12 protein-coding genes are annotated in these 13537 nt (G+C 43.3%); 7 read left to right on the forward strand and 5 right to left on the reverse strand.

The genetic code is table 11. The annotated features are described in order from the left end of the window. Positions 1 to 11: 11 nt before the first annotated feature. The gene (locus tag O3Q51_16330) at positions 12 to 1037 is read left to right on the forward strand and encodes a ligase-associated DNA damage response exonuclease (protein MCZ4410384.1); all 1026 of its coding nucleotides are present in this window, start codon (positions 12 to 14) and stop codon (positions 1035 to 1037) included. Beyond that, complete coding sequence (locus O3Q51_16335; protein MCZ4410385.1) at positions 1034 to 2626, forward strand: ATP-dependent DNA ligase; 1593 nt, start codon at positions 1034 to 1036, stop codon at positions 2624 to 2626. The genes O3Q51_16330 and O3Q51_16335 overlap by 4 nt, the downstream gene beginning before the upstream one ends. Here O3Q51_16335 and O3Q51_16340 read toward each other — a convergent pair. Genes O3Q51_16340 through O3Q51_16355 form a run of 4 tightly spaced genes read right to left on the reverse strand, consistent with a single transcriptional unit; the run spans position 2623 to position 6611 of the window. Further along, entirely contained in the window at positions 2623 to 2991 is a 369-nt protein-coding gene (locus tag O3Q51_16340) for a hypothetical protein (GenBank protein ID MCZ4410386.1), read from the reverse strand. The genes O3Q51_16335 and O3Q51_16340 overlap by 4 nt on opposite strands. A gap of 44 nt (positions 2992 to 3035) precedes the next feature. Next, positions 3036 to 3788: a succinate dehydrogenase/fumarate reductase iron-sulfur subunit gene (locus O3Q51_16345; GenBank protein MCZ4410387.1), complete on the reverse strand. Its 753-nt coding sequence runs from the start codon at positions 3786 to 3788 to the stop codon at positions 3036 to 3038. Positions 3789 to 3817: 29 nt separating this feature from the next. After that, positions 3818 to 5821, reverse strand: a complete 2004-nt coding sequence (locus tag O3Q51_16350) for a fumarate reductase/succinate dehydrogenase flavoprotein subunit (GenBank protein MCZ4410388.1) — start codon at positions 5819 to 5821, stop codon at positions 3818 to 3820. Positions 5822 to 5831: 10 nt separating this feature from the next. Then, positions 5832 to 6611: a succinate dehydrogenase cytochrome b subunit gene (locus O3Q51_16355; GenBank protein MCZ4410389.1), complete on the reverse strand. Its 780-nt coding sequence runs from the start codon at positions 6609 to 6611 to the stop codon at positions 5832 to 5834. A 164-nt stretch (positions 6612 to 6775) separates the two neighbouring features. Here O3Q51_16355 and O3Q51_16360 point away from each other — a divergent pair, with 164 nt between their 5' ends. After that, positions 6776 to 8065 (forward strand): aminopeptidase P N-terminal domain-containing protein, encoded by a 1290-nt coding sequence (locus O3Q51_16360; GenBank protein MCZ4410390.1) that lies wholly within the window; start codon positions 6776 to 6778, stop codon positions 8063 to 8065. On the opposite strand, the gene O3Q51_16365 is transcribed toward O3Q51_16360, so the two are convergent. Continuing rightward, positions 8062 to 8319 carry a hypothetical protein gene (locus O3Q51_16365; GenBank protein MCZ4410391.1) on the reverse strand — a complete coding sequence of 86 codons (258 nt, stop codon included), beginning with the start codon at positions 8317 to 8319 and terminating at the stop codon, positions 8062 to 8064. The genes O3Q51_16360 and O3Q51_16365 overlap by 4 nt on opposite strands. Before the next feature lie 288 nt (positions 8320 to 8607). Between O3Q51_16365 and O3Q51_16370 the strand changes: the two genes are divergently transcribed. The 4 genes from O3Q51_16370 to O3Q51_16385 all read left to right on the forward strand — a co-directional run bounded on the left by O3Q51_16370 (position 8608) and on the right by O3Q51_16385 (position 13527). Then, complete coding sequence (locus O3Q51_16370; GenBank protein MCZ4410392.1) at positions 8608 to 9384, forward strand: response regulator; 777 nt, start codon at positions 8608 to 8610, stop codon at positions 9382 to 9384. Between the two features lie 99 nt (positions 9385 to 9483). Then, positions 9484 to 10242 (forward strand): LytTR family DNA-binding domain-containing protein, encoded by a 759-nt coding sequence (locus O3Q51_16375; protein MCZ4410393.1) that lies wholly within the window; start codon positions 9484 to 9486, stop codon positions 10240 to 10242. Further along, positions 10239 to 13274, forward strand: coding sequence for a histidine kinase (locus O3Q51_16380; GenBank protein MCZ4410394.1), 3036 nt, complete (start codon positions 10239 to 10241; stop codon positions 13272 to 13274). The genes O3Q51_16375 and O3Q51_16380 overlap by 4 nt, the downstream gene beginning before the upstream one ends. Positions 13275 to 13284: 10 nt before the next feature. Then, a complete protein-coding gene (locus tag O3Q51_16385) occupies positions 13285 to 13527 on the forward strand; it encodes a hypothetical protein (protein ID MCZ4410395.1) in 243 nt (80 codons plus the stop codon). Positions 13528 to 13537: the final 10 nt, after the last annotated feature.

A 13537-nucleotide genomic window follows, 5' to 3' on the forward strand; every position in this document is an offset into this window, starting at 1 on the left:
GTTAACCACTTATGCGTCTCATCGAATTTACCGACAAAGGACTTTACTGTCCGCAAGGAGACTTCTTCATCGATCCTTGGCGGCCCGTTGATAAGGCGGTAATTACTCATGCCCATGCTGATCATTCCAGGTGGGGGATGAAGAACTACCTGACCCACCATCAAAGTATTCCTGTAATGCGACATCGCCTAGGCGAGATAAACGTAGAGGGCATAGAATACGGGGAGGTTCGCAAAATGAATGGCGTTAGTGTTTCCCTTTTCCCGGCAGGCCATATTCCTGGATCAGCTCAAGTTAGGGTCGAATACAAAGGTGAAATTTGGGTCATCACAGGAGACTACAAATTGATTGACGATGGAATATCCACTCCTTTTGAATCTGTTAAATGCCACAGTCTGGTTACTGAATCCACCTTTGGTCTGCCCGTTTATAAATGGAAACCACAGGAAGAAGTTTTTAGCGAAATCAATGAGTGGTGGCGCACAAACCGAGAACAGGGATTGGCGTCGGTTCTCCTCGGATATTCCCTTGGAAAGGCGCAACGCATGCTGTGTTCAATCGACGCGTCAATCGGCCCTATACTCCTTCATGGCGCTATCCACAACAGCAACTTGGCACTGGAAAAAGCAGGGCTTATATTTCCCCACACTGAATTGATTACCAAGGAGACACCGAAAGAAAAATACCGTGGCGCATTGATCATCGCGCCCCCATCTGCCTTCGGATCGCCTTGGATGAAAAAACTCAAACCCTACAAAGTCGGAACGGCTTCAGGATGGATGTCGCTGCGTGGAGCCCGTCGCCGTCGTAATGTAGATCGTGGCTTTGTTCTCTCCGATCACGCCGATTGGAACGAACTCAATCAGGCCGTAGAAGCTTCGGAAGCTGAAAAGGTCTATGTAACTCACGGCTACACCAATATCTTTTCCAATTGGCTCAATTCGCAAGGCATAGACGCCGAGCCTGTAATTACAGAATACGAAGGCGAACTCTCAGAAATTGGAGAAGGGACAAACCAAGACAAGGAATCAGAATGAAGGATTTCGGAGAACTGATTCTGGCACTAGATGCTACCACAAAGACCAATGACAAATTGGATTCAATGGTGGCTTTCTTGAATGCTGCTACCGATGCAGATAAACTTTGGTTCGTTGCTCTCCTTAGCGGAAAAAGACCCAAACGCCCCGTGAAAACCAGCTTTCTCAGAGAGTGGGCGGCAGAGGTATCGGGCGTGCCATTGTGGCTGCTCGAAGAGTCGTATCACGTGGTGGGCGACTTGGCTGAGACCGTTGCTCTCATTTTACCTGATGTAAAAGAGACGAGCGACAAATCTCTGGATGATCGGATGATTGATCTTCTAAACCTGAAATCATTGGTAGAAGAGCAAGTGAAGGCTTATATCCTCTCTGCTTGGGCGGAAATGAACAAGACCGAGCGATTTGTCTTCAACAAACTCATGACGGGAGGATTCCGAATTGGAGTCTCACAAAAGCTGATCGTACGTGCCTTGTCGAGACATCTTGAAGAAGAAGAAAACCTCATCGCACACCGTTTGATGGGTGATTGGAGTCCACAGAATACCACTTTCCAAAAGCTGCTGGTAGAACCCGATGAAAACGAGAATCTTTCTCGCCCCTACCCTTTTTATTTAGCCTACCCTTTGGAAGAAGTTCCAGAGAATTTGGGGGATGTGAATGATTGGCAAATCGAGTACAAATGGGATGGAATTCGCGGTCAGATGATTCTGCGCGAGGGAGAAATCTTCGTTTGGAGCCGCGGAGAGGAATTGGTCACAGAGCGTTTTCCCGAATTGGAAAAATTGAAAGACTTTCTTCCAACTGATTGTGTGATTGACGGAGAAATTATGGGTTTTAAAGATGGCTTTCCTTTAACATTCAATCACCTACAAACAAGAATAGGGCGAAAGCAGGTTTCTAAAAAAATATTGGAAGACTCTCCCGTGGTGATGATCGCTTATGACGTTCTGGAAAAAGACGGGAAAGACTTGCGGGAATCCTCAATGGAAGAAAGGCGAGCGATACTGGAAGAAATAGTCCAAAACAGTGCGGCTGATACTTTATTAATTAGTGAAAAAATCCAACCAAAGTCTTGGGAAGAAGCGGCTGAAATTCGAGAAAAAAGCAGAGAAGTGCTAAGTGAGGGACTGATGCTCAAGCGAAAAAATAGCAGTTATAAAGTCGGACGAAAACGAGGAGACTGGTACAAGTGGAAGGTAGACCCAATGAGCATTGATGCAGTAATGATTTATGCGATGCGCGGTCATGGAAGGCGAGCCAATCTTTACTCAGATTATACGTTTGCCGTTTGGAAAGAAGGAGAACTCGTTCCTTTCGCGAAGGCTTATAGCGGCCTTACGGACAAGGAAATGCAGCTGGTGGACCAATTCGTCAAGAAGAATACAATTGAGCGATTTGGACCCGTTAGAAGCGTTAAACCGGAACTGGTTTTTGAAATAGGTTTTGAGGGAATCGCCCCTAGCACTCGACATAAATCAGGGATTGCATTGCGCTTTCCGCGAATACTGAGAAGGCGACTCGATAAAAAGCCGGAAGAGGCAAATACATTGGAAGATTTAAAGGGTATTTTGAAGATGTACGACGCTTAATTTCTATTGCCAACATAGAGCCCCAAAAGCCCCACTCCAAATAAGACAAATGAAGTCCACAAAAAATATTCAGCTTTGGGGTAGCCTACTATGTGCAAGAAAACCCCAACGATTAGAATCACTCTGCCCACAAAATAGGCATAGGCAGTAAGCCGCTTTTCTTCAGATCTCCTGAGCCTGATCACCGCGGCGATCAATAATAAGATCATACCACATAAAAGAGCGGGTTCGCCGAAAGGCCAGCGCAAGTAGTCAGAAAGGAACCAGTAAATGAAAAAAACCAGGGAGGCTCCATAAACCAAATAGACATTTAGTCCTTGACGTGGCTTTCTTTTAAGGTCGAGTATTTCGTCTTCTTCGCTCATAAAAAAAGGCGCCAGAAAGCGCCTTTGAATATCGTAATTTGGATTTATTTCCCTGGAGAAACATTTGCTTTCAAATACTCGCGGTTCATCCGCGCAATGTTCTCCAAGCTGATGCCTTTCGGGCATTCTACTTCGCAGGCTCCTGTAACGGAACAGTTACCAAATCCCTCCTTATCCATTTGGGCTACCATGTTTTTCACACGCTCATTGGCCTCTACTTCTCCTTGAGGAAGCAACGATAGCTGAGATACCTTGGCTGATACAAAAAGCATCGCCGAGGCGTTCTTGCACGTAGCCACACATGCTCCACAACCGATGCATGTAGCAGCATCAAAAGCCATGTCCGCGTCTTCTTTCGGCACAGGGATAGCGTTTGCGTCAAGCGTATTTCCACTGGTATTTACAGAAACGTAACCCCCAGCTTGAATCACTCGGTCAAAAGCCGAACGGTCTACAACCAAGTCTTTGATCACCGGGAAGGCCTTTGCTCTCCATGGTTCGATGAACACGGTATCGCCGTCTTTGAAAGAACGCATATGCAATTGACAAGTTGTCGTTCCTTGCATAGGGCCATGTGCCTGTCCGTTGATGTAAAGGCTGCATGAACCACAGATGCCTTCGCGACAGTCGTGGTCGAACGCGATCGGCACGTCACCTTTTTCAACTAATTCTTCATTCAACACATCCAACATCTCTAAAAAGGACATGTCAGGACTCACATCAGAAACAGGGTATGTTTCCATGCTTCCCTTTGCTTCCGGCCCTTTTTGTCTCCAAACCTTTAGTGTTAAGTTCATGCTTTTATCTTTTGACCTGACCAAACAGGTTATTTATAACTTCTTGTTTTTACTTCAACGGCTTCGAACTCGAGTTGTTCTTTGTGCAAAGTAGCTTTTCCGGGATCACCCGTGTATTCGTAGGCGCTCACAAATGTGAAATTCTCATCGTCTCGTAGAGCTTCTCCTTCGGGAGTTTGGTGCTCTTCACGAAAGTGACCTCCAGCCGACTCTTCTCTATCGAGGGCGTCTTGACACATCAATTCGCCCAGTTCAAGGAAGTCAGCAACACGAGATGCTTTTTCCAACTCCAAGTTCATGTCGTTAAGCTCTCCCGGTACTTTCACGTCACTCCAGAATTCATCCCTCAAGGCGCGAATGTCTTCCATCGCTCGTTTCAAATCTTTGCCGTTACGAGACATTCCGCAATCATTCCACATGATTTTACCTAAACGTCTGTGGAAGTAATCTACCGTTTTGTTTCCCTTGATATCAATCAGCTTTTGCAAGCTATCTTTCACTTCTTTTTCCGCTGCCGCGAATTCTGACGAATTGGTGTCAATTTCTCCTGTTCGAATATCGTCGGCTAAATAATCGCCAATCGTGTAAGGCAATACGAAGTATCCATCGGCCAATCCCTGCATCAAAGCAGATGCTCCAAGCCTATTTGCACCGTGATCGCTAAAGTTGGCTTCACCGCATGCATAACAACCGGGGATAGTCGTCATCAAATTATAATCTACCCAAATACCACCCATGGTGTAATGAACGGCTGGGTATATTTTCATTGGGGTTTCGTAAGGATTGTCGTCGGTAATCTTTTCGTACATCTCAAAGAGATTTCCGTATTTCGACTCAACTACTTTCCTACCCAATTTGATGATTTCTTCTTTGGAAGCATTTTCCAAACCGTGCACTTTGGCTTCCGTTTTTCCGTAGCGCTCAAATGAAGCCGCGAAGTCGAGAAATACGGCTTCTCCCGTTTGGTTTACACCAAAACCGGCATCGCAACGCTCCTTGGCAGCTCTAGATGCAACGTCACGTGGCACCAAGTTTCCAAACGAGGGATACCTTCTTTCGAGGTAGTAATCGCGATCTTCTTCAGCCAATTGGACAGGCTTCATTTTGCCTTGGCGAATGGCCTCAGCATCTTCTTTTTTCTTGGGAACCCAGATTCTTCCATCGTTTCTCAACGACTCAGACATCAAAGTCAATTTCGACTGATGGTCTCCCGAAACAGGAATGCATGTCGGGTGAATTTGTGTGTAAGAAGGGTTTCCAAAAAAGGCCCCTTTCTTATGAACTTTCCAAGAAGCAGAAGCATTGGATCCCATTGCGTTTGTAGAAAGGAAGAATACGTTTCCGTAACCACCCGAACAAATAACTACTGCATGAGCACCGTGTCTTTCGATCTCGCCCGTCACCAAGTTGCGAGCAATAATTCCACGTGCCTTCCCATCTACTTTCACTACATCCATCATCTCATGACGGTTGTACATGGTGATTTTTCCTTTGGAAATTTGGCGAGACATCGCCGAGTAGGCTCCCAGCAACAGTTGCTGCCCCGTTTGCCCTTTAGCGTAAAATGTTCTTGATACTTGAACCCCTCCAAAAGATCGGTTGTCCAAAAGACCTCCATACTCACGTGCAAAAGGAACTCCTTGAGCAACGCACTGGTCAATAATGCTGGTAGAAACCTCAGCCAATCGATAAACGTTTCCTTCGCGAGAACGATAATCGCCACCTTTGATCGTATCGTAGAACAGACGGTAAACACTGTCGCCGTCATTCTGGTAATTCTTTGCGGCATTGATCCCTCCTTGAGCGGCAATACTGTGCGCCCTTCTTGGAGAATCTTGGAAACAAAACGCTTTCACGTTGTAACCCATCTCTGCGAGTGATGCGGCTGCGGCTCCTCCTGCCAATCCTGTTCCAACAACGATAACGTCGATTAGTCGTTTATTGGCTGGATTAACCAGTTTAATATTGTTTTTGTGATTCGTCCACTTCTGATCAATCGGACCCTTAGGTATTTTAGCATCTAGCTTTGTCATGACGAAAAACTTAAAAAATTAGATAAATGTAAATTGGGATGGCGGCAAAGGCCAGTGGAACCAGTATCGAAAAAGCGTATCCAGCCTTTTGAATGGCAGATTCAACCTTCGGCGTTTTAGCTCCGAGGGAGGTAAAAGCACTCTCGAAACCATGCCACAAGTGAAAGGCGATTGCTGCAACACCGATGACATAGAGCAATACAATCCACCACTCTTGAAACGCGACCATTACTTCTTTGTGCAAATCCTTCATCACCGGGCCAAGTACTTTTCCACTCGATGAAACCACTTCGTAATTGGCATTCACAGTAGCTCCCACTATTTCCTCACCAGATTTTAATAGCATAGCGCTTCCGTCTTCGCTAGTCATGTATGGCATTTCGCCAAACTTGTAGTCATACCAAAAGTCTTGCATGTGAAAAACGATAAAAGCGAGAATAATCGTTCCTAAGATTCCCATGTTTCTTGAGCTCCACATCGAATTGGCCGATGGCTTTGTTTTGGCATAGCCCTGCGGTCTTGCTTTTCTATTGTTGATTGTAAGTACCAGTCCGTCAATTGCATGGAAAATGATACTCAAATAAACGACATAACTCAAAAGCTTCACAGCAGGATTGGTGGTCATAAAGACGGCATACTGGTTAAACTGAAGCTTGGCGGCATAGCCGTCTACAAAAAGCTGGAGATTACCGGCTAAGTGACCTATTAAAAAAAGACATAAAAAGAGACCTGTAAAGGCCATCCAATACTTTTTTGCCAGGCTGGATTTTATCAATGCAGAATTACTCATGGTAAAAGCAGTTGTTCAAAATTTAGGGACAAATGTAAGTGTACGAAAGGAATAATGTAAAACTTAGCACTATCTAAACTCATTCTACGCGGATACAATCTTCGCAACTACTAAACATCGATTAAATCGTAAAGTTTACTTTTGGAAAAACTGAAGAAGACGTCATGAGATACCAACCACTCTCTGGAAAAACATATATCAATCATCGAAGAAAGTTAACTGACCGAATGTCAGACGGTGAGATGGCCATCATCAACTCGAACGATATTCTCCCCACCAATGCTGACGGGAATATGCCCTTTCGCCAGAATAGCGATTTACTCTATTTAACGGGAGTAGATCAAGAAGAATCAATTCTGGTGATTTTCCCTAGCGCTCATAATAAGGCGCATCGAGAGATTTTATTTCTGAAAGAAACCAGTCCTGAAATAGCCATTTGGGAAGGAGCAAAATTGAGCAAGCAGGAAGCTCAGGATCTCACGGGAATTGAAACCATCATGTGGGTCGACAACTTCGGAACGGTTTTAAAAACTCTTATGTCTGAAGCTGAAACGGTTTTGCTTCCATCCAATGAGCACACTCGCCGATCCATTGAAACAGTGACAAGAGAAGAGCGGTTCTCCAAATGGATCAGAGAAGAATACCCATTGCACCACTACGGTAGGCTTGCACCTCACATGCATAGAATTCGATCCATTAAAAGCGTAGAGGAAATTGAGCAAATGCAACGCGCTTGTAATATAACCGAAGATGGCCTGAGAAGAGTTCTCAAATTTGTAAAGCCGGGAGTTAAAGAATACGAAATTCAAGCAGAATTTATGCATGAGTTTCTTCGTCAACAATCAAGGGGTTTTGCCTATGAGCCCATTATTGCCTCAGGATTCAGCGCTTGCGTTTTGCATTATATCAGCAATGAAAATGAATGCAAAGACGGTGAGGTGATATTGATGGATGTGGGTTGTGAATACGGAAATTACGCCAGCGATATGACCCGGGCTATTCCTGTAAACGGAAAATTTACTCCACGGCAAAAAGACGTTTATAATGCGGTGCTACATGTAATGAAGGAAGCTAAAAAGCTTCTTAAACCAGGGGTTTTCCTCGCAGACTATCACAAGAAAGTCGGCGATTTGATGGAGACACAATTAATCAAATTGGGGCTCATTACTCAAGAAGAGGTGGATAATCAGAATCCTGCAATGCCTGCCTATAAGAAGTACTTTATGCATGGCACTTCTCACTTCATTGGTTTGGATGTACACGATGTTGGATTATGGACTGAGCCGATAGAAGCCGGCATGGCTTTTACCGTAGAACCCGGGATTTATATCAGAGAAGAAAATCTTGGTATCCGTCTGGAAAATGACATCATTATTACCGAGGATGGATATATCGATCTGATGAAAGATATTCCAATTGAGGCTGACGAAATTGAGTCGCTAATGAATGCCTAAGAATTTGGAGTGAGCTGAATTTTTTCAGTGAAAGCTCTGTCACCATCTAAGATTAACAGAACATATTGGTTTTGATCAAGCCCTCTAAGATTAATGCTTGTTTGGGCTGAAGAAATTTCTCCGGTTTGTAGAATCCTTCCTTGTATATCGCAAACATCGTAAATCGCAGGAGAAGATACCGGTTGGTATTCAACCTTAAGGGTGGATGTTTCTTCGTCTACGTCTAATTTAATTCTGGTTTGAAAATCTAACATATTCCGATTAATTCCAATCGGAGGGTTCTACGCAATTGACTTCAAATGAGTTACAAGGGATATTTCAGAGAGCGCTTATCCGCTCTCTCTGAATGATTATCGATCAGAAAAAATCCATCTGGACTCAAAGTCTGTTGATTCTATTGAAATACTTGAGTTAGGTAAAGAAGAAATCATAAGCTTTAAGTTTTTGTTCATCTTAAATTTATGTCAACTTTAGGGATTCATTCAGGTCCAAAAAAGGAACGGGCCCTATGAGCCAATCATCGGAAAACAATCCGCAAAATCTTGGAAACCAAAGGAGATAAAATAAGAGCCTTAATCGTAGACGATGAACTTCACGCCAGAGAGAATCTGAAGTTTTTGATTGAAGAAAGCTCGCCTGAAATTGATGTAGTTGGAACAGCAGATGGTGTTCCCACTGCCGAAAGGATCTTTCATGAATTAAAACCCGATTTGGTTTTTCTGGATATTAGGATGCCATCTGGAGCCGAAGGATTCGACCTATTAGAAAAGCTTGAGGGGGAATCATTCCAAGTTGTATTTGTAACTGCATTTAAAGATTACGCCATCAGAGCTTTTGAGCGCCGCGCGTTGCACTACGTCTTAAAACCTATTGATGAAACTGACTTAAGAGAATCTGTAGAGCGAATAATGGTGGCTCGTGACAACTCCGAAAACCTCAATAGCCAAGAAAATCTCAAAAATCTAAAAGAAGAGATTGAGTACAATAAGGAACCCGAACGAATAACGATTCATCACGCAAAGGGAATTCGGATCATAGAAATTTCAGACCTTGATTATTTAGAAAGTAGCGGAAATTGCACAATTCTTCATTTTAAGGATGGTGATCAGTATTTAGATACCCGCACTTTGAAAGTATATGAAGCTCTGCTTCCTGACTATTTCAATAGAACACACCGCTCATACATGGTTAATCTAAAAGAAGTTCGCGAAATTCTTCACGGTGACGACCAATCGGTAATCCTCAAGTCCGGAAAAAGCATACCGGTATCTCGCGAGCGCAAAAAGGAATTGATTGAGGCCATTAAAGGTTTGGCTTAAATCAACCAAAGCTACCATTGGCTCAATGAGAGGGTCATTCCATCAATTCCTAATCATAAAGCAAAAAGCTATTTCATAACTTCATGAAAAAGCAAGCCTATGAAAGCCTTAATAGTAGATGACGAAAAATTCTGCCGGGACAATCTCCAAATTCTCCTTTCGGACTACTGCCCTGAGATAGCTGAAATTGAACTCGCTTCCAACGCTATGGAGGCCCGTGAAAAGCTTTCTGATTACGATCCGGACATATTGTTTTTAGACATCATGATGCCAAAAGAAAATGGTTTCGATTTGTTGGAAAGCATCTCTAGTAAACCCAAATCAATTGTTTTTACCACAGCTCATAATGAATATGCCTTGCAGGCAATAAAAGCTGAGGCTCTTGACTACCTGGAGAAGCCCATTAATATTGACGACTTGCAAATTGCAGTATCAAAAGCTTCAAAAAGAATTAACACTTTATCTAATCCCGACGACGTTGTAAGACAAGTTTTAAAGGAAATTTCTAAGAAGTCTGACAACGAAAAAATTGCTATCCCTATGCGGGAAGGGTTCGAGTTGATAGCGGTCAAAGACATTGTCCATTTAGAAGCAAGCGAGAGTTATACACTTATTTATTTGTCGAGTGGAAAGCGCATCGTTAGTAGCAAAAACATTAAGGTATACGAAGAAAAACTAGACGAAAGTATCTTCTTCAGAACGCATAAATCGCACATTATAAATGTAAAGCACCACTTGATTCGCTTTAGCAGAATAGATGGAAATTCTGCCGTAATGAGCAACGATAAATATGTGCCGATTTCACGTCGAAAACTTCAATCATTCCTGGAAGAAATAGTAGGTTCGTCGGAAGAATGATCAAACGGAGTCTATTTCTTTCTTTTTTCTTCTGCTTTAGTATTGCTGTTTTCGGACAAAAATCGACATACATCAATTATGGATTAGAAGATGGCCTACCCCAATCTCAGGTACGAGCAATTGCCCAAGATTCATCAGGGCATTTGTGGATTGGGACAATGGCTGGCTTGAGCCGATTCGACGGGGCTGAGTTCAAAAATTTTAGCAAAGAAGATGGTCTGAATGACAATCAAATCAACTGCTTCTATCAGGGGTCTAGACTTTATGTGGGAACAACGGGAGCCTTGTGTTATGTAAAAGGTCAAAAGGTGACCAGCATCCCTTTCCCCGAAGAACTCGGGACGGCAAAAGTTCTCGATTTTGCCGAAAGTGCAAATGGCATCCTTTACATGGCTACTGCCGGCAGCGGCATTATCAGATGGGATGGGAAAGAGTTTAGTACCCTTTCTATCAATGATGGATTGCCGGATGATTATGTAAGAAGCGTTGCATATGACAAGAAGGACCAATTGTGGATCGGAACCCGATCGGGAACCGTAATGCTGAAGTCTGCGAATGATACGATTACCCCTGCCGATACGGTCTTTTCCAATCTCAGCGTTAGTCAAATCAAATTGGCGTCAGATGGGAAGATGGTCATCACGACTTTTGGAAACGGGGTATTCTTTGTCGAAGGGGATGAAATTGAAAATTTCACTATGGACGACGGCCTGAACACCGACTTCATCAGGTGTTTTGAGGAACTCCCTTCGGGCGAATACTGGTTTGCTTCCAGAGTAGGTTTAGCCAAACTTGAAAATGGCGGGATAGAGACTTTCAATGAATCAAATGGTCTATCCTATGCAAACGTGAAGTCTCTCGGCGAAGACCGAGAAGGAAACTTATGGATTGGCACAGACGGTCAGGGGCTAGTGAGAAGTGCCGGTAAGGTATTTCAAACTTATTCCGTTTTGAACGGCCTCAATTCAGACCTAGTGATGTCTATAGCTGAAGGCGAAAATGGCTCCTTACTTCTTGGAACCTATGATGAAGGTATATCTATTCTCAAAGACGACACAGCGGTCAGCTATCCTTTTAACGAGCTTTTGCCATCATACACTGTCTGGTGCTTGAACAAGAGTCCTGAGGGTCTATTAGCCGGAACCTCTTCAGGGCTGTTCTTTGAAAAGAATGGCCAAGTTCAAATTTTTGATCGGCAAAATGGACTACCGGGAAATCGAATCACATCGATTTATCGTAAAAGCGCTAAAGAGATTCTCGTGGGTACGGAAAATGGTCTCGTTTACTTGAATTCGGATTTTGAAGTAGAAGAAATTATTTCCAGCGCCGGGAAAAAGAATATGGGCGGTGTTCGAGCAATAGCCGAATACAATGGTGAGATAGTCTGTGGTACCGATATAGGCTTGGTGAGAGTGAATGGTAATAAAGCCACGATCGTTCCTGGTAGCATCCCAACAGAGGCATCTACCTATTGCATTAGTGAAGATGCTTACAGGAATTTATGGGTCGGAACTTCTGATGGTCTCTTTGTGATCACTGCTGAGGGAGATAGCCTTCGAGAGGTCAATTTCGCTAGTGGTTTCGGAGCTAAAAATGTAAACTTTCTGACCGCTGTAACTGAGCGAAGGATGCTTATAGGAACAAATAACGGACTGTTCTCTATTGATCTTGAGAATTATCGAGAACTATCCAAAATTACAACCAAGCACTATACTCGATTTGAAGGGCTTTCAGGATCTGAGACAAACCAAAATGCTGTTTTCAATGATGGGGCTTCGGTCTGGTTCGGAACGACTCAAGGAGTGGTTCGATTCGACATTGAAAAAGAACCAAAGCAATACGCTTCGCCTTCTGTAGAAATTTCAAATATTCAATTATTTCTGGAAGACGTTAAATGGGAAAATCTCGCCGATAGTTTTTCAACTGAGCTCGGCATACCCATTAACCCGGAACTCAAGCACAGTCAAAATTATTTGACTTTCAATTACAACGGAATCTATTTCACCAATCCTGAGAAGATCCGCTACCGCTACATGGTAGAAGGCGTTGATGACAATTGGCTTGGCCCAACTCGAAGCCGATCAGCTACGTACGCCTACTTACCTCACGGAGACTTTACATTCCGCGTGCAGTCATATCAAGTCGATAATCCTGAGCTGATCGCTGAAGCAGTATTTGCCCTTTCAGTAAAGCCCCCGTTTTATCTCACACCGTGGTTTTTCCTCCTTGTGACATGCATTACCATTGGCGTTATCTACCTCATTTACTCATCTCGCCTCAAAAAAGAGAGGGAAAAACGAGAAAGGCTTCAATTGGCCTTACAAGCAAAACTGATGCAGCTAGAGTCACAATCGTTGAATTCAAGTATGAACAGACACTTCATTTTCAATGCACTTAATTCTATCCAGTATTATATCAATATGCAGGATAGAAAATCTGCTAATCGATATCTAACCAGTTTTGCCAAGCTCATTCGAAAAAATCTGGATAGTAGTCAACAAATGGACACTAGTTTAGGAGAAGAGCTGGAACGTCTGAAACTCTATTTATCCTTAGAGCAAATGCGTTTTCAAGAGAAGTTTGATTACGAAATTGAAATTGATCCTGAGATTGATGTTGACGCGCTGACCCTTCCGGCAATGATGCTACAGCCTTTTCTGGAAAACAGTATTTGGCATGGGATCTTGCCGAGCGATACCCACGGAAAAGTTCTTATCCGAATCGTTTTAGGAGATGGCAACTATGAAATCATCATCGATGACAATGGAGTAGGAATAGATACCAGTTTGAAAAATAAATCAAGCCATCGTGAAGCTCACGTCTCTCACGGAATGGATATAACGTTAAATCGAGTAAGGCTATACCAAAACATGACAGGGCTAAGATATGAAGTTGACGGGCCTTTCGAGAGAAAGAATAAATCCGGAGATACAGAAGGAACCAGAGTAGTTATCCGAATACCCAAAAAATCGACCGTTCCTGAACTTAAGCAGGACCAAACTTGGAAAATTAAAGCTGATGAAGTACTTTAGTTAATCAGAAATGCGATTTTTCAAGTACATAACGCTTTTTTTCTGCCTCACTTTGGTCTTTAGTTGCACCAAACCTGAGGATGAATCTCCTCAGAGCATTGTTCCATCTTCAGTTACAGATGCGCCTTTCCGCGATTTTGAAAATGGAGCTCAAGATATTCTTTCTGAAGAAGATGAAGAGCCAACACCTCTTCTCATCAATGATGATGGAGATGATGAGTCAGGACCTTCGGACGGAAGAAATCCTAAATAAATTAGTTTCG

Source organism: Cryomorphaceae bacterium 1068 (assembly GCA_027214385.1).
Classification (GTDB): Bacteria; Bacteroidota; Bacteroidia; order Flavobacteriales_D; family Cryomorphaceae; genus JAKVAV01.